Origin of the sequence: Alkalicoccobacillus plakortidis, from assembly GCF_023703085.1 — a bacterium.
GTDB classification, from domain to species: Bacteria; Bacillota; Bacilli; order Bacillales; family Bacillaceae_D; genus Alkalicoccobacillus; species Alkalicoccobacillus plakortidis.
Genome location: NZ_JAMQJY010000001.1, coordinates 1734652 through 1755932 on the forward strand (window position 1 = coordinate 1734652; position 21281 = coordinate 1755932).

20 protein-coding genes and 1 pseudogene are annotated in these 21281 nt (G+C 39.0%); 3 read left to right on the top strand and 18 right to left on the bottom strand.

The window, feature by feature from the left end; translation table 11 throughout:
* The first annotated feature begins 50 nt into the window (after positions 1 to 50).
* A complete protein-coding gene (locus NDM98_RS09345; RefSeq protein WP_251606694.1) occupies positions 51 to 923 on the top strand; it encodes a TetR/AcrR family transcriptional regulator in 873 nt (290 codons plus the stop codon).
* Here the strand turns inward: NDM98_RS09345 and NDM98_RS09350 are convergent.
* The 14 genes and pseudogenes from NDM98_RS09350 to cspD all read right to left on the bottom strand — a co-directional run bounded on the left by NDM98_RS09350 (position 920) and on the right by cspD (position 17050).
* A complete protein-coding gene (locus NDM98_RS09350; RefSeq protein ID WP_251606697.1) occupies positions 920 to 1774 on the bottom strand; it encodes an amidohydrolase family protein in 855 nt (284 codons plus the stop codon). The two genes, NDM98_RS09345 and NDM98_RS09350, sit on opposite strands and share 4 nt — an antisense overlap.
* A 37-nt stretch (positions 1775 to 1811) precedes the next feature.
* Positions 1812 to 2279, bottom strand: a complete 468-nt coding sequence (locus NDM98_RS09355; protein WP_251606701.1) for an amidohydrolase family protein — start codon at positions 2277 to 2279, stop codon at positions 1812 to 1814.
* A 213-nt stretch (positions 2280 to 2492) separates the two neighbouring features.
* Positions 2493 to 3665 carry a PDZ domain-containing protein gene (locus tag NDM98_RS09360; protein ID WP_251606703.1) on the bottom strand — a complete coding sequence of 391 codons (1173 nt, stop codon included), beginning with the start codon at positions 3663 to 3665 and terminating at the stop codon, positions 2493 to 2495.
* A 179-nt stretch (positions 3666 to 3844) separates the two neighbouring features.
* Positions 3845 to 4903, bottom strand: a complete 1059-nt coding sequence (locus NDM98_RS24445; protein WP_308807700.1) for a S41 family peptidase — start codon at positions 4901 to 4903, stop codon at positions 3845 to 3847.
* Positions 4887 to 5360 (bottom strand): S41 family peptidase, encoded by a 474-nt coding sequence (locus NDM98_RS23980; protein WP_307728758.1) that lies wholly within the window; start codon positions 5358 to 5360, stop codon positions 4887 to 4889. Before NDM98_RS23980 ends, NDM98_RS24445 begins: the two co-directional genes overlap by 17 nt.
* Before the next feature lie 73 nt (positions 5361 to 5433).
* The gene (locus tag NDM98_RS09370) at positions 5434 to 7083 is read right to left on the bottom strand and encodes a YndJ family protein (RefSeq protein WP_251606707.1); all 1650 of its coding nucleotides are present in this window, start codon (positions 7081 to 7083) and stop codon (positions 5434 to 5436) included.
* Positions 7084 to 7248: 165 nt separating this feature from the next.
* The gene (locus NDM98_RS09375; RefSeq protein WP_251606710.1) at positions 7249 to 8655 is read right to left on the bottom strand and encodes a murein hydrolase activator EnvC family protein; all 1407 of its coding nucleotides are present in this window, start codon (positions 8653 to 8655) and stop codon (positions 7249 to 7251) included.
* A 46-nt stretch (positions 8656 to 8701) separates the two neighbouring features.
* Positions 8702 to 9529: a permease-like cell division protein FtsX gene (gene ftsX, locus NDM98_RS09380; RefSeq protein ID WP_307728759.1), complete on the bottom strand. Its 828-nt coding sequence runs from the start codon at positions 9527 to 9529 to the stop codon at positions 8702 to 8704.
* Between the two features lie 56 nt (positions 9530 to 9585).
* Positions 9586 to 10272, bottom strand: a complete 687-nt coding sequence (gene ftsE, locus NDM98_RS09385; RefSeq protein WP_251606713.1) for a cell division ATP-binding protein FtsE — start codon at positions 10270 to 10272, stop codon at positions 9586 to 9588.
* Positions 10273 to 10553: 281 nt separating this feature from the next.
* Entirely contained in the window at positions 10554 to 11399 is an 846-nt protein-coding gene (locus tag NDM98_RS09390) for a YitT family protein (protein WP_251606716.1), read from the bottom strand.
* 901 nt (positions 11400 to 12300) lie between these two features.
* Positions 12301 to 13405, bottom strand: a protein-coding gene (gene prfB, locus NDM98_RS09395; protein ID WP_251606719.1) for a peptide chain release factor 2 whose coding sequence is annotated in 2 segments (ribosomal slippage) — positions 12301 to 13332 and positions 13334 to 13405 — 1104 coding nt in all. Because the reading frame shifts where the segments join, the coding sequence is not laid out codon by codon here.
* 34 nt (positions 13406 to 13439) lie between these two features.
* Positions 13440 to 15962, bottom strand: a complete 2523-nt coding sequence (secA, locus tag NDM98_RS09400) for a preprotein translocase subunit SecA (protein WP_251606725.1) — start codon at positions 15960 to 15962, stop codon at positions 13440 to 13442.
* A 177-nt stretch (positions 15963 to 16139) separates the two neighbouring features.
* A pseudogene (gene hpf, locus NDM98_RS09405) lies at positions 16140 to 16701 on the bottom strand (ribosome hibernation-promoting factor, HPF/YfiA family).
* 151 nt (positions 16702 to 16852) lie between these two features.
* A complete protein-coding gene (gene cspD / locus NDM98_RS09410) occupies positions 16853 to 17050 on the bottom strand; it encodes a cold shock domain-containing protein (RefSeq protein WP_203088215.1) in 198 nt (65 codons plus the stop codon).
* Positions 17051 to 17456: 406 nt separating this feature from the next.
* Between cspD and NDM98_RS09415 the strand changes: the two genes are divergently transcribed.
* Positions 17457 to 18395, top strand: coding sequence for a DUF6612 family protein (locus NDM98_RS09415; RefSeq protein ID WP_251606728.1), 939 nt, complete (start codon positions 17457 to 17459; stop codon positions 18393 to 18395).
* Positions 18396 to 18450: 55 nt separating this feature from the next.
* Here the strand turns inward: NDM98_RS09415 and NDM98_RS09420 are convergent, their stop codons facing one another.
* The 3 genes from NDM98_RS09420 to fliD are packed head-to-tail and all read right to left on the bottom strand — an operon-like array spanning position 18451 to position 20693.
* Entirely contained in the window at positions 18451 to 18810 is a 360-nt protein-coding gene (locus NDM98_RS09420; RefSeq protein ID WP_251606731.1) for a hypothetical protein, read from the bottom strand.
* Positions 18810 to 19211, bottom strand: a complete 402-nt coding sequence (gene fliS / locus NDM98_RS09425) for a flagellar export chaperone FliS (protein WP_251606734.1) — start codon at positions 19209 to 19211, stop codon at positions 18810 to 18812. Before fliS ends, NDM98_RS09420 begins: the two co-directional genes overlap by 1 nt.
* Before the next feature lie 30 nt (positions 19212 to 19241).
* Positions 19242 to 20693, bottom strand: coding sequence for a flagellar filament capping protein FliD (gene fliD, locus NDM98_RS23985; protein ID WP_251606736.1), 1452 nt, complete (start codon positions 20691 to 20693; stop codon positions 19242 to 19244).
* A 25-nt stretch (positions 20694 to 20718) separates the two neighbouring features.
* Between fliD and NDM98_RS09435 the strand changes: the two genes are divergently transcribed.
* Positions 20719 to 21018 carry a hypothetical protein gene (locus NDM98_RS09435; RefSeq protein ID WP_251606739.1) on the top strand — a complete coding sequence of 100 codons (300 nt, stop codon included), beginning with the start codon at positions 20719 to 20721 and terminating at the stop codon, positions 21016 to 21018.
* Here the strand turns inward: NDM98_RS09435 and NDM98_RS09440 are convergent.
* Positions 20999 to 21220 (bottom strand): flagellar cap protein FliD N-terminal domain-containing protein, encoded by a 222-nt coding sequence (locus NDM98_RS09440; protein WP_251606742.1) that lies wholly within the window; start codon positions 21218 to 21220, stop codon positions 20999 to 21001. The two genes, NDM98_RS09435 and NDM98_RS09440, sit on opposite strands and share 20 nt — an antisense overlap.
* Positions 21221 to 21281: the final 61 nt, after the last annotated feature.

The window sequence follows — 21281 nt, forward strand, 5'->3', positions numbered from 1 at the left end:
GACCGGTCAGTCATAAGTCAAGAAAAAATGATAAAAGGAGTTGAACAAGATTGTCCGAGAAAAATCAGCTCATTATTGAAAGCGCAATTAAGCTATTTTCTATAAACAGTATTTCTTCTACGTCTATTCAAGACATTGCAAGTGAAAGCGGCATTTCAAAAGGCGCTTTTTATCTTCATTTTAAATCAAAAGATGCACTACTCATTGCTATTATTGACTATTATTCAGATATGATTACAAAAAGTATACAAAACAAAGCGTATGATACATTGCCTGCAAGGGAGCAATATATCCATAAGTTAACAGACCTATTTGAATGCATTCTCCAACACAAGGATTTTATTCTTGTTCAAATGAGAGAACCATCCATTCCTTTAACAGAAGAAATGAAGAGCAGTCTTAAAAGACTAAATTACAAATCGAATCAATTTCATCAATCGTATTTACAACAGCTATATGGTGATGAAGCCAAACCGTTTGTTTGGGATCTAACCTTTATGATTGATGGCTTGTTTCACTCATATTTGAAATTTTTAATTTACGCACCTGTGATAGACATCCGAGATCTTGTCCATTTTGTGATTAAACGCTTGGATTCACTTGTTGAGGGTTTAGATGCAGAACAAGCTTTATTATCAGATGAACTTATAAGTCCGTTTATGACAGAGTTCTATGAAGAAGAAACCTCAGAAACTGTACCCTTTGAGTTATCTGAGCTCAGATCTCTAATTTCTGAACTTGAAAATAAGGATGATTTACTAGTTTCCATTGACATATTAGAAGAAGAAACAAATCAACAGAACCCGCGCCTGCCTGTTATTCAAGGTATGCTACTAAACCTACATAGTGAATCCGTATTACGACAAGCTATTCAAAAACTTGTTACACACTATCATCTTAATGACTCACTGTTCAATGACTAATCGGTCAAATCGCGGTGAGTTTTTTCATATTCGTTTAAAAAATGTTTAAAGGCTTGTTCAGCCTCCTCCTGTGTAGGAATCGCTTGAAAAAGATCTTCTGCAGAATATGTTTCCCCACCTTTTATAATGAGTTTGATCTGCTGTGTTGCTTTAATATCGAGTAATGGATTTTCTGTCAGTATAATCATGTCTGCAACTGCCCCCTCTTTTATCACGCCAAGATCCTGTCGGTTGAGCGAAGCTGCGGCTCGATTGGTAGCTGCTCTGATGGCATCAAGTTCTGTAAAACCTGCTTCAACAAATAATTCTAGCTCTCGATGAAGTGCCATTCCTGGAAATGTCCAAATTCCTGCGGGAGTGTCTGTGCCTGCCACTACACGACCGCCCAAACTTGCATATATCCTACTAATCTCTTTTATAAGGGTTGTTTGCTTACCCGTTCGCAGTAAGGCCGCTTCATACTGAGAGACTCGTTGCCATTGTTGAATCAAAGCCTCGTTCTCAAACGTTTTCTGGATGATTGGATGATCAGGTGACCAGCCGTTCCCAAGCCGTTCTTGTTGATCATAGAGCGTAAGAGTTGGACAGAGAATGACATCATATTCGAGAAGAACCTCACATACTTCTCGAATTTTGCTACTGTTTGGCTCATACCAATCGACTTCGTTCCAACTGTTCTCATCCGAACGGATCTGCCAGCCTGGGTACATAGCTTGAATGATTCCAGAAGCATGCTCAAACCACTTTACCCCCATTTTCGCAGCATCTAAAGCATGTACCGTTGAGGAGTAGATTAAATCACAACTAACTTCTTTTCCATGAACAGCCGCTTCATTTACAACTGCCTTCATTATGTTTTTTCCAAGCCAGCCATATACCTTTATAAAATCAGCACCAAGCTCTCACCTGTCTTTCCACTTCTTTTTTTGCCGCTTCCACTGTTTCGATATTAATACTCCATGGACCTGTTTCTCCCCACAAGCCAGGAGGACCATCTATGATTCGATCTGCAGAGATCACTCTTGGAGTGGGGCTCGCTGGAGACGCCTTAATCATAGGGTCGAGCTCTGTGAGATTGCCGCCAGTATTACGTACAGTGGTGACCCCTGAGGCTGGAAATAGAGGCGCAAATGATTCTTTGATATGTACATGCATATCAATAAGTCCCGGAAGAATATATGTACCTTTGAGATCAAGTCTCTTAACATGAGAATCTGACTGGATACCTTCCGTATCATCTACCTTCACAATTCTATCTATCAATCCATCTTTTAAAAATATTGCTGCTGAATAAATCAAACCAGTTTCAACATCAATGATCTGAGCGTGATCTAAAATAAGCGCTTGATCCTTCATGTAACTCCCCCTTTTTCAATACTGTTACGTTTATTACGTTTAAATCATTCATTTTGTTTCAATAATAGGTATAATTTTCAAGCGCCACCGCTAACAGTTACCATACCAACAATATCCGCTTAAAAAACGTCACTTTTCCACTCTTCCAACCTAAAAAGACCCCTGAGAATAAAATCCTCATGGGTCTTTGTTCGTATCTCTTATGTGATTGAGTCAGATAGGGAAACATCTTTTTTTACTAGTAATACACCTAGCTTGGTGGTGTTCGCTATCGTATAGTGCACCTTGTTCAAAGCGAACTTCTTGATCATAATCAAGTACATCCAGCTTACAAAAAGCCGAATTTGATTGTAATGCTTCATAAAAACTTGTTTCATCCTGTACCTTCTGCCCATTCACTTTCACAATGGTTTCGCCAATTTTTATGTTCATTTTTTCTGCAAGACTACCAGGCAAAACGCCCAAAACGGTGCAACCATCTGCTCGTTCCGCAAAAAATCGCGTCGCTTTTTTATCACGATTATTCGCTTGAAGCCATAAAAACTCTCGACCTACAATCGCAAAACCAGCAACAACAAAAGCAAGCCAAGATACATATAAACTTCCGATAGATAACAGAAGTAATATCAACCCAAGATACATCACTTGTTTGCCTACTGGTTGAATTGAAGCTTTTGGAATAGTGGAAGCAACTTTTTGCTTAAAGCCTATTAGAAATGGAAGTAGCAATGGTTGCAGATCTAGTCCAGCAAATGGGATGACGGGCCAGAATTCAAACGTTGGAATGATGCCCTCAGGGATAAACAAAAGAATAGGGACAATCCATAATCGCTCTGAAAGATGATAGCCAATCCATTTTCCTCTTGAGGCTCGAACAAGTCTAGGAGATGTATACACCGAACCATTACGAAAAATAAGGACGGCTTCAGCCATTACGAGCAAACTCAATAATAATGCAAGAGTGGGTACAATTAGCTCTGTATTTATGACGCCAATATAATCTAATATAAACGGTTGGTCTTCTACTACTGGTAAAAATGCTAATGCAATAATGGTTAAACCTATAGCATATGAAGCTGTAAGCCACCTTAGCTGTAAGGTAAGGGCAAGTATGATTGTAATAGCCGTCATTATGATGATAACAGGCAAGCTAATCACCAGACCTACTAACACAAATACTAGGGACACACACAAACCGATTAGAATAGCTGGCCAAACAGGCACAAAAAAGTCGGCCATTCTACGATAGACTCTTGTATGAAAAAAAGATCGCTCATGACGAACACGTTTTGAAGCTGTTATGTAGATAGCAAGCAATCCAACATATAGAAGTGGATTGGCAAAAAAACTGCCAAGTGCAAGCATTATTGTTTGAAAAATCTCCATTGATGACCTCCCCGACTTCTATTCTACATTTCTTCTTATAAAAAGGCTGCCTCATTGTAGGCATGAATCTGCGCCCTTATGCAGGAGCATGCAGAAAACAAAACCTGCTTTCCAATGGGGACAGCCTTCCACTTTTATATCCGTTATTCATTCATTCGACAGATGTGTTGAAATTCCTGTTACTTACTTTGCTCGATCGCAAGTTCAATCGCTTTTTGTAGCTGCACATCATTATCAGAGTTACGGATTTCTTCAACGATACGTTCTTGAAGAGCCGTAGCTGTTTCTTGATCAATGTCTCCAGTTGCATCTAATCCTGCATCTTCTTGGAACGATTTAACTGCTTCGACCGTCTGTTGATCAAAGTAACCATCCTCTCGACCAGGATCATACTCTAAGCCTTTTAATATTAGCTGAGCATTTTTTACCTGTTCTCCAAGAGAATCAAATGTAATTGGATCATCTTCTACTGAAACGGCTGTGGAGAAGAAGTAGTCAGGCTGATTTTCTTCAACAGTTGGTGTGACACCTTCTTGGTTTATACTGTTACCATCTGGTGTTAACCATCTCATCATCGTAAGTTTCAGGTCACTTCCATCACCTAGGTCTACAGTCTGTTGTACGGTACCTTTACCAAACGTTGTATTACCAACAAGGTCATAACCACCTGACTCCTTAAGAGCAGCTGCAAGGATCTCAGACGCAGATGCACTGCGTTCATCAATCAGACCAATGATTGGATAGTCTTTGGCTTCTTTTAATTTTGAAGTATATCCACTACGGGTTCCTTCACGATCTTCCGTTTGTACAATAGCTTTTTCATCAGGGATTAACTCATCACCAATGTGTTCTACTGCATTTAAGTAGCCGCCAGGGTTCCCACGAACATCAATAATTAAGGCATCTATTCCATCTTGTTCAAGTTGATTTAATTGATCTTTAAAATTAATCGCTGTGTCTTCAGAGAACGATGTAATCTCTAGCATTCCAATCGTTTGACCATCTTGCTCAAATGTTTCGGTTCGAACGGTTTCAATTGGAATTGTGTCACGTTCAACTGGAACGTCTAATAACTCCGATGATCCATCACGTTCAATGGTCAGGCGTACGGTCGTCCCTTTTTCACCACGAATTTTAAGGACTGCTTCATTAACCGATAATCCTTCAATGTTTTCACCATCAATTTCAATGATTCGGTCATTCGCTTGTAATCCAGCTTGTTCAGCTTGGAGAATCACGGAACGGAGAAACGATGGTTACTTTACCATTAATCATACTAACTTCCGCACCAATTCCTTGAAATTCAGAACCTAGTGATTCAACAAATTCATTTGCTGTTTCCTGATCCATATAGTCAGAGAAAGGATCACCAAGCTCATTAATCATTCCAGAAATGGCACCTTCTATTAACTGTTGACGATCAACCTCTTCCACATATTGATCCTCAATTGTACTAAGTGCTTTCTCGAACTTTTTCATTAACTCATCGTCGCTTAGTTCAACTACTTCGCTCTCTTCGGCGCCATTGTCTCCCGCGTTTATTGGAGATGCGTTAGAAGCAAACTTCCCAGTCAGATAATAACTTCCCGCCCCTAGAATTGCAACAAGTACTACAACAATAAACAATCGTTTACTGTTCACCTTCACCACTCCCATATATTCAAACATCAACAAGCCTGCCATCATCATATGCATTGCCTGTACACATTATGTCGCTACTCGATTACTACCATTTTAGACAATCACTACTATGAAGTCAAAGCTGTTTTCAGAGCTTACACGTAATTTCATAATCGATCGTTAAACAGCGCATACCTAAAAAAAACAATTCGTGAACAGCCACTAAATTACCTGGCTCACCTGTAGCTTTCACGTGAAAATATTCTTCAATTGGTAGACGAAACGTCCATCTTTTTATCGTCAAATAAACCCCTTCATCACCTAACGAACCTGGCTCACGAAAACTTGTCAGAATTAATCCATTAGAAGAATCATGCTGCGGTCTTAGTATGCCTGTCATCACAGAAAAAGGCAATGGAAGAGCAATATCCATATACGCTTTTTGTTCTGTAAAATAATAGGCGTAAAAGGCAACAAAGATCTCTTTTTTTGTCACATGATCTTTTCTGATCCACGCTCGAACAGGATTTCGTCCATCAATCGACTCGTTTATCTGATAAATCACTGCATCCATCTTTTGCGATTCTGCTTTCTTTTTAGCAGCCTGTAAGTGAAGCTGACCAATTTTGCCCGTCAGCCAGTGATATATCGGAGACAGATAATAATAGATTCCGTGCCATTTTGTAACAGCAGCCATCTTGTAATGATTTGTCTTTTCATAAAAATCTCGAATATCTTTATTTACATGGCTCGGTTCGAAATCATTTCGACTAAAAACATCGAACTGATCGATTAATCCAAGTGCAGGCTTATTTTCATCTATTATCTTTGTTTGATCAAGAAAGGTTTGTCCTATTTTCCATTTGCCTCTTAAGTGACTAATCCTAAATTCCCCAAAATCAAATAATGGATCTGGCTTAATAAGCAGCCAACCAACTAAAACGAGAAAACTATAACCAAACGCCTGAGTATAGCCATGGAACAGAACCATATCCTGAATTGTGATAAAACTTCGATTAAATGATACACCCGAACTGTATAAAGCAGAAAGCATCATTGCAAACACAGATATTCCAGAAGCGACCCCTATACATACTTTCGCTAAAAGTTTGACGTTTGATTTGATCATTACTCGAATCGTTTCAACTGCTAGCCAACAAAGTGCAAGCACATAAACCGCAACAAATGCGATATCAAATAATCCGCCTACAGTTATTCCAATGCCTACTAACAATGGACCAATAATGACTAAACTACTCAGAACCCCATACCCGCGAATCGGTCGTTTTTCTGAATATGTATATCGCCCAAGTAGCCCAGTTACAGACGGTACAATTAAACTTGAGTAATGAAAATGAATAGCAGTTAGTAACACAATAACAGGCGAAAACGGAAGGCCATCTACCCCTGACCGACTCATAACTAACCAAATACCGCCAACAACCATATAGACATACGAAGCATCAATTGCATTCTCTTCCATTCTCCTAAAACCTCTAACAGAAGCTCGTGTAATACCAATACACGTTCGCAAGCATGTAAAAAGCAACCAGAGACAAGCAAGGAAACCTGAAAATAATCCAGGCTCAAATAATAAACTCCCTGCACCTGCTATAGAGAAGAAAGGCTGCATAACTAAAAACCAATCTCGTTCTTTTCTCTTTTGATAAGTCAAACTCAATATAAGTGGGAACAAAACTAAGATTGAGAATGCTAATAGTAATTGTATGGATCCTTCATAGCCAAACGCAAAAACTGACCAGGCTAATAAACCAATTAAAATTTGTTTAATGTACAAATTGAACGCTCCTAGATAAAGTTATTCTACTAGCAAAAAAACAAGCATAACCTACAATCCTATTGTATCATCCTTAAAAGGAGATCAGAAATTGTAGATAATGCTTGTAAATTTATATGTGTAAATTATCTAGATACATAGTTTAATGGATTAACTGAATTTGATTTAGAACCATTCCAAGCTTCCTTCGTGAACTTCAAAGTGTAAATGCGCTCCGAAAGACTGTCCAGTGTTCCCCATTAGTCCAATTTGTTGAGATTGAGACACTTTTTGTCCAGCACTTACATCGATACGCTCCATGTGACCATAAAGAGTTGTAACTGTACGACCATCAACAACATGAGTAATGATGACTGTATTCCCGTACCCATTCATCCATCCAGCTGATGATACAGTACCTTCTTTAGCTGCTACAATTGGAACATCACCTGTACGTCCGTTTTTACCAAAATCAATACCGTGGTGCATTTTACCCCAACGTTGACCATATGTAGACGTTACTGATCCAGTTGTAGGTCTAACAAAGCCACTTGTTGATTTTTGCTCAGCAGCCGGTTCACTGCTAGCTGTTTGGCTTTTCACTTGTGGAGAAGCCTCTGATCTAGATGACTCAGATGAAGAATTTGATGACGAGCTTGAACTTGAATTGCTAGAAGAGCTTGATGAAGAATTCGAACTCTGTTGAGCTGCTTCTTGATCAGCTGATTCTTGAGCTACTCTTGCTTTTTCAGCTTCTTCTTGTCGTTTCTTCTCTGCTTCTTCCTGACGCTTTTTCTCTTCAGCTAAACGCTTCTGTTCAGCTTCCCAATCAGCTAATTCTTTTTCAAAAGCAGCTTCTTGTTGAGCAAGGATCTCGTCTTCATTTTCAATTTCGCCAAGCTCTGCTTCAAGCTTATCCTCTTTTGATTGAAGATCTCCGCGTTTGCTATCTTTTTCAGAGCGTTGTCCCTCTAAATCTGCTTTTAGAATCTCTAAGTCTTCTAAATGTCCTTCTAGATTACTAAGCTCTTCTTCTACTTCTTGTTTAGCTGCTTCTAGATCTTCATGATCTTGAATATGAGCATCAAGAATAGATTTATCTTGATTAGCAATTGTACTCAGAGCGTTCACGCGGTCAAGCAAATCACCAAAATCTTTTGCTCCTAAAATAACTTCAAGGTAATTTACTTCGCCGCCTGATTGATACATGTTTTTCGCACGATCTTTTAATAATTCATCTCGTTCAGCAATACGTTCTTCAATTTCTTTAATCTCTTCTTTTAATTGTTCAATATGAGCCTCTACCTCTGCAATCTCAGCTTCTTTTTCAGAGATTTTTTCAGCCGTATCTGCTTCTTGTTTCTCAAGCTCACGAATTTCATTACTTAAAACTTCCATCTCTTGTTTTAAGTCAGCAACTTCAGCTTCTTTTTGTCTTGCTAGTTCTTGATTCTGTCCTCGTTCGCCTTGTACATCAGATATCTTATTTCTTAAATCTTCATTTGCTAAAGCAGTATTTGTTAACCCACCAAATCCAACTGATCCAAACGCAATTGCCGCGGCTAAAGTAATATATCCTACCTTCTTTTTCATTCAACCATTTCCTCCTTAAGTTCTCTGCATCATTTATATATTCGCTTTATACTTTTAGGAATTTACGTACTGACATCACACTACCCCAAGCCCCAATGAATAATCCAACTACTAGCAACAATAATGCAATTTGCAGCATATAAGGATAGACCGGAAGTAGAGCAAAGAAATTACCTTCTATTTGTGTTCCATAATTATCGTATACATAACCGTACCCATAAATAACAAGTAAGATTGGTAATAACGATCCGATTAGACCAAGCAGTAAACCTTCAACTAAAAATGGCCATCTAATAAAACCATTTGTCGCTCCTACAAGCTTCATGATTCGGATCTCTTTTCTTCTAGCAAGGATTGTTAGTTTAATCGTATTAGCGATTAGGAACATAGCCGTTAACATTAATGAAATAACTAATCCTAAGCCAATATAACGACCGACATCTGTGACCTGCAGCAGTCTCTCAACAAAATCCTGACCGTATACAACTCGTTCGACTTGGCTAAATTCCTCAATTTCACTCGCTAGTTGTTCAATTAGCTGAGGGCTAGTTGCTTCAACTACAAATACATCATTTAAGGGATTTTCCTCTCGAACCGACTCAAAAGCCTGTCCATTATCACCTAAACTATCAATGAGATTACTTAATCCATCATCTTTTCCTAAGAAGGTCACATCCTGTACTTCAGATAATCCTTCTATATTTGCTCGGAGTTCATCTTGCTGTTCTTGGTTTGCCGTTAGATCTATGTATGTTCGTATTTCAACATCATCTTCGACCTGTGTAGCCATATGATTCATATTAAGAATGAGTAGGATAAACATTCCTACCACTAGAAGCATGACAGCAACAGCACTAATAGATGCAAATGTCATCCAAGCCGTTACGTCCTAAGTTCTTCGTTCCTTCTTTTAAATGGCGGCCGACGGTTCTAAACTTCATAACCGTAGTTCCCCCTTAACTCATCACGTACAACTCGACCACTTTCGATTGCAATAACTCGACGCTTTAATGTGTTTACAATGCTTTTATTATGGGTAGCCATAATAATAGTGGTGCCACGATGACTGATATCATCTAAAATGTCCATAATGCCCCATGCCGTGTCAGGATCTAGATTCCCTGTAGGCTCGTCTGCTATCAAAACTTCTGGACGATTCACAATCGCTCTAGCAATCGCTACTCGCTGTTGTTCGCCACCAGAAAGTTCATCAGGCAAGAATTTTGCTTTACCTTTTAATTTTACAATATCAAGAACTTCCATAACTCTTCGCTTAATTGAAGCGCTAGGCTCTTCAATTACTTCAAGAGCAAAGGCAATATTCTCGTAAACTGTTAAAGTAGGTAATAGTTTAAAATCTTGAAAGATGACACCGATGCGTCTTCTAAGCTTCGGAACATGTCTCTCTTTTATTGTACCTAGCTTTGTCTTATCAATAATGACATCGCCCTTTGTTGCTTTCTCTTCTCGATATAACAAACGAATAAATGTTGATTTACCTGCTCCGCTTGGTCCCACTATATAGACGAATTCGCCTTTTTCTATTTTAAGAGTCATACCATTAATTGCTTTAACATTATTGGAATAGACCTTCCATACATCATTTAATTCAATCATAAGATTCTTCACTTCCTTGCAGTATTGCTAAAATATCTTGTAGAAAAAACACTAATCCTAAAAGCTCTTGTCGTATTGCTCATTTATTATAACATCCATCAAGGCTTTGTATTATTACAGTTTTATTTCAGTTTGTGACATGTTATTGTTGAAACACTCTAATTACAAGGACTAAAGTCCCTAAAATGAATGATAGCTGCTTTTCTCCTTCAATAGTCACAAGGTATTTTTTCCCATTATAAAAGGATGAAACAAAGTGACTCTCATACGTTATCGCCCGGTTATTGTTGATTTTTAAAGCCTTCTCCTAGTACTTCAGTTGCGTTAGAAACAATGACAAAAGCATTAGGATCTGCTAAGCGAACAACTTCCTTGAGTTTTGTAACCTCATTTTGGTTCACTACACACATTAACACAGGTCTTTCCTCATTTGTATATCCACCATATCCACTGAGTTTTGTAACACCCCGATCAATATCCCGAAGAATATGTTGCCTAACATTCTCCTCATCTTTAGAAATGATATAAGCAATTTTCGCATAACCAAAACCCATCTGAACTAAATCAATTGTTTTACCCGTTACAAATAATGAAATTAACGCATAAAGAGCTAATTCCAAACCAAACACAATGGCTGATGAAATGACAACAAGTCCATCAATTAAAGCAACTGAAAGACCAGATGTTAGACCCGTGTATTTCTGTAGAATTTGAGCAGCAAGGTCCGTCCCCCCCGTGCTAGCTCTTGCTCTGAATGCTAATCCAAGACCTGCACCAATACCAATTCCACCAAAAAGCGCCCCGAGTAAAGGGTCTGTAAATCCAACATCCCAATCACGGGTTAAGAAGACTACAAACGGAAGAAACAGGGTTCCAACCAGGGTTTTTGTTCCGTAAGATAAACCTCCTAATAATAATAGACCTGCAACAAAAAGCGGAATATTAAACGCCCATTGAATATAAGCAGGCTCAATGCCCGTCAGATTAAAAACAATCGTGCTAATTCCACTGACACCACCAGGAGCAATTTGATTAGGTAATAAAAATAAGTTAAATGCAATCGCAACGATAGCAGAGCCAGCTAAAATATATAGATAATCGGCAATTAGCCGACGAGCAGTTTTCATACAAGTGTTCTCCTTCTATTCAAGTTGATATGTAAGTAAAAGTCCGGATGTAGTATAGCACTGCCTCCCCCTATTGTAAATGAGCCTCAAGTGACGCGGTAGCAGAGTGACGTATATCTTTAGTTTGTGCAAAAACTTTTAAAAAAGAAGGTGGTATGAAATTTTGGAGGGCGAGAACATCGGGTTTTAGCAAGACGGATTGAGGAGTGGTATGAGGTGAGGGAGAAAGCAAGAAAGAAATAAATCTGTTCATTAAGAAGGAGCACGTTTTAAACAAGAGCCCAGTCTTCATAGCAAGACGGATTGGTTGTTAAGCAAGGAGCGTATGCAAGAAAGAGCCGCTTCCAAATAAGAAGAAGCACATGTTTAACAAGAACTCAGCCTCCATACCAAGAACCCGAGCTCCATAACAAGATCCCCGCTCTGTTACCACCATGAACGGAGCAGCAGCGAGAGGAAGATCATAAAAGCATGACCCCCTGCCTAACCAAGAAGGAGCACGATAATAGCAAGAGCATCTCATTTAAAACCAGACGGATTGGTTGTTAAGCAAGAGCTTAGTGGAGAAAGCAAGAAGGAATCGCGTTTAATCAAGATGGATTAGGTGCAAAGCAAGAACATCGTTCTGTTAGCAAGAAGGAACACAGGTCAAGCAAGAGGCAGGTAATGAAATCAAGAAAGAATCCCTTCCAATTAAGAAGGAGCACGTATTTACCAAGAACCTTGCCTCCATACCAAGAACCCTAACTCCGTGCCAAGAGCCCAAGCTCCATAACAAGATCCCCGCTCTGTTACCAAGATGAACGCATCCCATCAAGACTTCATCCCATACTCACTATTCTAATCCTAAAATCCAAAAAAGAACGATCCTAAATATAGGACCGTTCGCAGTTGTTATTCATCACAGTGCCAGAGAAGAACGTAGGTACGCGTCAATAAACGGGTCAAGATCGCCGTCCATTACGGAACCAGTGTTGCCAATCTCATGGTTTGTTCTGTGGTCTTTTACCATACTGTATGGATGGAAAACATAGGAGCGGATTTGGCTACCCCAACCTATGTCTTTTTGTTCGCCACGAATTTCTGCTAGTTCTTGCTGTTGCTCTTCAATCTTGAGCTGATATAGCTTGGCTTTCATCATCTTCATCGCTTGCTCACGGTTTTTGATCTGTGAGCGTTCGTTTTGGCACGTTACCACTGTATTTGTGGGAAGGTGTGTGATACGAACAGCTGAATCCGTTGTATTAATATGCTGACCACCAGCACCACTTGCCCGGTACGTATCAACTTTTAAGTCCTCTGTTAATATTTCTATCTCGACATTTTCATCTAACTCAGGCATCACTTCACATGATACAAAGGATGTATGTCTGCGACCAGATGAATCAAAAGGAGAGATACGAACAAGTCGATGCACGCCTTTCTCAGCCTTTAAATAGCCATACGCATTATGGCCTTTAATTAATAGCGTGACACTCTTTACACCTGCTTCATCACCAGGCAAGTAGTTCATTGTTTCTACTTTAAATCCTTTTTGGTCTGCCCATCTCGTATACATGCGCAGTAACATGGAAGCCCAGTCCTGTGATTCCGTACCACCTGCACCGGGATGCAACTCAAGAATTGCGTTATTCCGGTCGTATGGTTCACTTAAAAGAAGTTGAAGTTCAAACTGGTCAATTTCTTTTACAAGCTCACCAACACCTGTTGCGAGTTCCGCTTCAAGTTCTTTATCTGCTTCTTCTTTTACTAATTCATAGGAAACTTCTAGATCTTCGTATGTTGTTTCCATTGCAAGGAATGTATCTACATGTTCCTTAAGACCATTTGATTCATTAATAACAGATTGAGCGGAATCCTGATCGTTCCAGAATTCCGGGTCCGTCATTTTTTCCTCTAATTCAGCAATTCGCTCTTGCTTCTCGTCGAGGTCAAAGTGACCCCCTAAAATTAATAATCCGCTTCTGTATTGAAGCAAGCTCTTGCTTAATCTCTACCATATCCATAGCTTTGGACCCCCGCAATTACCGTACCTGAATCTTATTGATTTTGGCCGCAGCAATTTTTATATTTTTTTCCGCTCCCACAAATACACGGATCGTTTCTTCCGATGACCTCACCTTTTTGGATTGGACTTTTCTTTGGTTTTTTATCACCTTGATCGGCACTTTGTTGAACGGCTTTTCCTTCTGCCACTTTTTGACGTTCAAGGTTTTGTTGTACTTGAGCTTTCATGATATACATCGCTACTTCTTCTTCAATCGCTGCAATCATCGTTTCAAACATCTCAAAGCCTTCAAAACGATATTCTCTTAATGGATCATTTTGACCATACGCACGTAAATGGATACCTTGACGTAACTGATCCATCTGATCAATATGATTCATCCATTTCCGGTCAACGGTACGAAGTAGAATAACCTTTTCAAACTCACGCATATGCTCAGGTGTGAATTGTTCTTCCTTCGCTTTATATGCCTGCCATACCTCCGCTTGTACAATTTCAATGATTTCAGGTGTGTCCTTGCCTTTTAGCTCTTGTTCTGTTAATTCATCTTCAGAGAGAAGCTGCGTATTCATATACGTCACAATGGCAGACAGATCCCAGTCTTCTTGTACTTCAGCTTCTGGAGTATGAAGCGTGACAACTCTCTCAACAACTGAATGCATCATGTCTTCTACAATTTTGCTTAAGTTATCTGATTCAAGCAATTCAAGTCGTTGTTTATAAATGATCTCACGTTGTTCACGCATAACATCATCATATTGAAGAATTTGTTTACGGGCATCAAAGTTATTACCCTCAACACGTTTTTGAGCCGTTTCTACTGCCTTCGAGACGATTTTACTTTCAATCGGCTGATCTTCTTCCATGCCTAGTCTTTCCATCATCGACCTCATGTTATCAGAACCAAATCGACGCATCAGTTCATCTTCCATAGATAAGTAAAATTGAGAAGAACCTGCATCTCCCTGACGTCCTGCACGACCACGAAGCTGATTATCAATTCGTCTACTTTCATGTCTTTCTGTACCTAAAACATGAAGACCACCAAGTTCAATAACACCTTGACCTAGTTTGATATCCGTTCCACGTCCTGCCATATTAGTGGCAATGGTTACGGCACCTTTTTGACCGGCATTTTCAATGATCTCTGCTTCACTCTCATGGTTTTTTGCATTTAAAACATGATGTGCAATTCTACGTTGTTTCAAATATTTAGAAACAAGTTCTGATGTCTCTACGCTAACTGTACCTACTAAAACAGGTTGTCCGGTTTTGTGCAGTTCTTCAATCTTAACAACCGCTGCACGGAACTTAGCTTCCATCGTTTTATAGATTAAATCAGGTTTGTCATCTCTTGCAATCGGACGGTTTGTTGGAATAACCATAACATCCATTCCATAGATGTTACGGAACTCCTCTTCCTCTGTTTTTGCCGTACCTGTCATACCTGCTAACTTTTGATACATTCTGAAATAGTTTTGGAAAGTGATCGAAGCAAGTGTCATACTCTCCTTTTGGATTTGCATACCTTCCTTCGCTTCAATAGCTTGGTGTAGACCGTCACTATACCGGCGTCCTTTCATAAGACGTCCAGTAAATTGGTCAACGATTACAACCTCACCGTCTTCAATCACATAATCAGAGTCACGTTGCATAACAACATGAGCCTTAAGTGATTGATTCAAATGATGATTTAGTTGCACATGCTTTTGGTCATATAAATTCTCAATACGAAACGCACGCTCAGCCTTATTTACACCTTCTTCTGTTAACTGAACAGACTTTGCTTTTTCATCAAATGTATAGTCCGTCTCTGATTTTAACATACGAATAAAAGAATTAGCTTGTACATAAAGCTGCGTTGTTCTTTCGACAGAACCAGAAATGATAAGCGGAGTTCTTGCCTCATCCACTAGAATGGAATCGACCTCATCCACTAATGCAAAATAAAGTGGTCTTTGCACCATTTGCTCTTTAAAAAGAACCATATTATCACGTAAGTAGTCAAAGCCAAGCTCGTTGTTTGTACTATACGTAACATCTGCTGCATACGCTTCTTGTTTCTCTTCTTTAGAAAGACCAGTCTCATTTAATCCAACTTCAAGGCCTAAGAAAAGAAAAATTTGTCCATATTTCTCCATATCACGGCGAGCGAGATAGTTATTCACTGTGACAATGTGAACGCCTTTTCCAGCTAAGGCATTAAGGTATACAGCCATAGTTCCCACAAGTGTTTTACCTTCACCTGTTTTCATTTCTGAAATATTACCTTGATGAAGGGCAACCGCACCCTGTACTTGTACACGATAAGGAAACTCGTTAATAACTCGACCGGCCGCTTCACGGGAAACAGCAAAGGCTTCAACTAGAAGATCATCTGTTGTTTCACCATCTTCAATTCTTTTCTTAAATTCTACTGTCTTATTTTTCAACTCATCATCAGACAGTTTTTTTATGTCGTCTGCAAGAGCCTCTATTTTGTCAACAATACGCTCATTTTTTTTCAATTGCTTTTGACTCGGATCACCAATGACCTTTTTTAATAGACCTATCATGGAACTCGTCCTCTCTTCCTTTTGCCTTCTTAGAAATCCCAGGCAAAATCACACTACAGTTAAAGCTTATTTTATCAGTTTAAATGAAGGCTTACAAGATGAACAGGTTGTCTAACACGTAATATGACACCAAAAAAAGACACGAGTTACCTCGTGCCCTTCATTTTTAACATATATTTAAGCTTCAGGCTCAATTAATCCATACTTTCCATCTTTACGACGGTACACAACATTTGTGTCTCCACCTTCAGCATTAGAAAATACGAAGAAGTTGTGTCCTAGCATGTCCATCTGCAAAATAGCCTCTTCCGCATCCATTGGTTTTAGATTAAAACGTTTTGTGCGAACTACTTCAAGTTCATCTTCTAATTCTAATTCATCGCCAGCTTCCTCAAGAGGTTCTAGCTCATTTTTGAACATATATTTTAGACTGCCTTCTTGTCTAAATTTTCGGTTTACCTTTGTTTTATGTTTGCGAATTTGACGTTCTAGCTTTTCAATGACCTTATCAATTGCTGCATACATGTCAGAGTGACTTTCTTCCCCACGCAATAAGAGCTGCGGCATAGGAATGGTCACCTCTACACCTTGTTGACTGTTAATCACTGATAGCTTGACATTGACATCCGCAACCGGAGTTGTGTCAAAATAACGCTCAAGCTTGCCTACCTTTTTTTCTACGTAGTCGCGAAGAGCTTGGAGTTACTTCGATGTTCTCGCCACGAATATTATAATTCATTAAGAACGCCTCCTTTATATGTATACATTAACACATACCCTTAACAAAAGCTCACTTAAACATCATTTTCTCTTTAAAATAAAAAAACCTGCCCTAGGGCAGGTTTTTGATTATTTAGCAATGATTCATTTCCTAAACCCAGGAATGTGAATTAAAGCTTTTCGACGTTAGAAGCTTGAGGTCCACGAGCACCTTCAACGATTTCGAACTCAACTTCTTGACCTTCGTCAAGAGATTTGAATCCTTCTGCATTGATTGCTGAGAAGTGTACGAATACGTCATCCCCATCTTCGCGTTCGATGAAACCAAAACCTTTTTCTGCGTTAAACCATTTTACTTTTCCTTGCATGCTTCACATTCCCTTCGTAACTTAATTCATGTGGTCTTTCCACGCTTTTAATATATCAGTGCTGTATATCAATGTCAAACGCTAGAGTACGGGTAATACCGTCAAAGTTTGATGATTTCTGACGATTCATCTTCAATTTATTGATAACGCTTTCTTTTGTATCAAGGGTTTCACATGCTTTTTCATAATATTTGAGGTCCTAATGATCTTAGCAAATAATGTCGAAAAATTTTCAAAGTTTGTTAGATAATTAGATAATATGATTCAATATACCTGTTGGTTTATATTGGGTATGTTTGTTACCATATTACATGTTGCCGAAATGTTTCAATTACTGAGAACCAGGGTAATTGATTCATGGATAATCTAACCAGTTAAGCAAATTACAACATAGGGGTGTTATAACATGAAAAAAGTAAAATGGTTTGTGACAGGTTTGGCTTGTACAGTTGCACTCGTTGCATGCGGAAATGAAGACGCAACCACAGAAGATGTCTCTGATGATACATCTAATTCTAGTCAGGAAGAAGAGACTACAGAAGCTGATGAGCAAGGAGAAGACATAAACGAAGATGCCAGGGCTATTCTTGAACAGTCTATAGAAGCAATGGATGATGTGAAAAGCTTTAGTATGGACATGAGCATGGATCAAACGATTGAAGTGGCTGATGAGGAACCGATGGAAACAGCTACTAAATTAAAAATGGACGCGATCCAAGAACCACTTAAGTTTTATCAAGCTATTGAAAGCCCTGACCCAATAACAGGTGAAACCTATGAAATTGAACAATATTTTGCAGATGGCGATATCTACACATTTGATCCAATGGAAGATCAATGGATGAAAATGTCTGGTGAGCTAATGGGCTTAAATGATCTTGAAGATTTAGACATGTCTCCAGAAGATCAACTTGAAACATTAATTGGTTTTGCCGACGAAATTACTGTTGAAGATGAAGGAGATCGATACGCCTTAACCATTAACGGTTCTGGTGATGAATTGAAGGAAATTGCGCAAGAATTAGCTAGCGCCGAAGCAGATCCAACTATGCAGGCAGAGATGAATCAAATTTTTGAAGGCATGAATATCTCAAAACTGGATTATGTACTCTACATCAATAAGGATACGTACTTCCAGGAAGAAATGAGTATGAATCTAGATATGCAAATGGATGCAGATGGTGAAAGCTTCACCATTAGTCAATCTTCTCACGGAACATTTAGTCAGTTTAATGAAATTGATGAAATCACTATTCCAAGTGAGGCCATAGAAAATGCAGTTGAGATGACCGAAGAAGACTTTGGTGCCATTGAAGGTGAATTGGATACGGAAGATGACCAATAAATAACACAAAATGCGGAGAAATCACTTCCTTTGATTTCTCCGCATTTTTTTATGTTTAAACCCCTCTTTTATCAAAAAATGCCCCATCAGTCATGCCTTCAAATGGTTGTTCGTATTTTCGACCTGTTTCTTTTTTCAAATGAATCTGTTGGAGGTCTCGACGAATTTGATTTTGGAGCATTAGAATCTTCGCCTGGAAAGAAGTGTTTTGCTTCAATACCTCGTCTCTACGTTCATGTTCGGATGGCTTCACTATGTAGTCAGCTAGTTGATCAATCAACTTACCTCGTTCAATTAAGCCATCATCCAAGGTTCTGATAAAATCCATTCGTTCTTCATCACCAGGTGGCAGTCCAGATTCAACATGCTTTTGGAGCTCAGCAGTTTGATGTAATAGCTGAGTTAAGATAGACATTAAGCTTGTCCGCCAGATCCATGTCGTTTTTGCCTGTCAATTTGAATGACCTGTTTCCATGTATCCCGGAACTCTACAACTAGCCCCTGTGCGTCATGTAATGCCTGCTGATCATTTTTTATATTGGCGTCTATTAATCGAGAAAGGATAAACTCATACATTCTAAGCATGTCCTTACCAACCTCGTTCTCCGCCTTGAGTGTCACCATCAATTCTCGGATGATGTTTTGAGCTTTTGTTAAATAAACATTTCGTTTTTCTACATCCTGGTCTTTCATTGCTGCATCTGCTTGATGGATAAACTTTAAGCACCCGTTATAAAGCATAAGTGTTAGTTCACCTGGACTTGCTGTATTTAACGCATTTTGCTTATAGGCAGATTGCATATACGATACGGCCATTACTAATCATCCTTTCAGCTCTGTTTCTTTTTAGCCATTACCCATTAGCTGTGACATGAGCATATCACCTTGATTGTTTGCTCGTTGAACAGCCGCTTCCATGGCATTAAATTGTGCCCAATACCGTTTCTCTTTTTGTTCTAGTCTCATCTCAAATGTTTGGATCCGTTTTTCAATATCGTTTAATTCTCTACCAATTGTAAATTGATGACTTTGTGCATAACCTGCGCCACCAGCTCGTTTGGAAATAGAGTCAACCGTAGTTGAAATTGAGCTACGCAATCTTCTGGCTAAACCTTGTTCACCAGATGTTTCTCCATCTGCATTAAATAGATCAAAAACTCCATCTGGATCCTTCTCAATCGCTGCTCTTAGTTTATCTTCATTAATTTCTAGTTTCCCTCTAGACATATAATCACTTGATGTCGTAATGCCTATTGTTGCAAGTTGGGAGAATTCACTGTCTGTTCCTGTTGAAACAGATTGATACAATCCTTGTCTCAATTGATCAAAGCTACCTCTGAGTAATGGATCATTTCGAAGGTGCCCGGCTCTTGCTTTCTCATCCAAGCGCTCCGCTTCTTTCTCAGACAATCCATCTCGTTCTTCTTCTGTTAATGGTTCAAAATCACGATTCCGTGATTCAGTCAGCTTTCCATTTACATGATCAAGTAATTCATTATATTGTTTGACAAACTCTTTAATCGTATCGACAACAGAATCTACATCAGTTGATGCATTCAGAACAACCTCTTGATCAAAGGTATCTTTTAAAGTAACGGTCATTCCACTGATCGTAAAGGAATTTGTTCGACGCTCTGTCTCAAGTCCATTTACTGTGAAGGTAGCATTTGTTCCTGCTGTTTCTTCACCATCTAGACTAAACGTATTTGTCATCAAACCGCCGACAAATGACATTTCGGGTCCACCTTCATTATAAACCCCTGTGTCCTTGCGTGTTACGGAGATTCTACCACTATGGTCATCCCAGAACATATTCACTCCAGCATTCGAATCGTTAAAGCTTTTCATTACCGAATCAAGCGTCTGAGAATCCGTGAAAATAAATCGCCCTCTAACCGTTTCACCATTAGCATCTACCGTATCTACACCGGCCGTTGTGTAGTTCTGTTTATATTCAACTGTGAAGTTTTCTTTAGGTTCTTGTCCTTCAGAAAATATTAGTTGTCCAGTCGATTGATTAACTTCAGCTGTGTACTCTTCTCCACTCGCCCCAATGATTTTAACATCATGAACATTCTTAACTCCAATACTATACGACAGCTTTGATTTCGCACCCTCAGCAGGTGTGGTATACGTAAATGACTTCTCTGAATGATCAGCAGCATACGTAACATCAACAGTTGTTTTGCCTGTTGATGCTTTGGCAAAAGTCATCTTGCCTGTATCATCTATACGTACCTGTCCATCATTTAGTTCAGCATTCGCATCTGTTACAACATCCATCGTTTTTCCGTTCACTTTCACCACCACAGCATTTAAATCCGTGGGTGCAACTTTTAGTTCGGCTTCAGTAGTTCCAGAATCAAGAGAAATTCTCTCCGTTCTAATTCCACCTGACTCCCATTCAACACCTGTAGTAAAAGAATTATCCAAATCTTTTAACGTTGAAGTAGAGGATTTTGTACCTTCTCCAACCTTAATAATTGAAGAAGAACTTGAATTTGTCGCAGACGTTGCTAGCTTCGAAACTTTCGATAGCGTAAATGACGTATTCCCTATATTAGAACTAGCAGTAGCTGTAACTAGGCTAGAGTTAGAACTTTCTACTTTTCTTTTTTCATGACAGAACTTCTCATTAACGTATCAAAAATCGAGTCACTGAATGTACGGAGCTTTAAGTTGATCTCACGGTAATCTTCCATTTTCCATTCTAATTTGGACTGTGTTTTTACTATTTTATCAAGTGGCATACGTTCTGCTCTCATTAAGTCTTTTACAATCTGGTCGATGTCCATACCCGTGGCCATTCCACTTAGACGCATCATTTATACTTCACCTCGAATTTAATTAATCTCTATAGCTTATATCGGTTTCTATCTTATGATG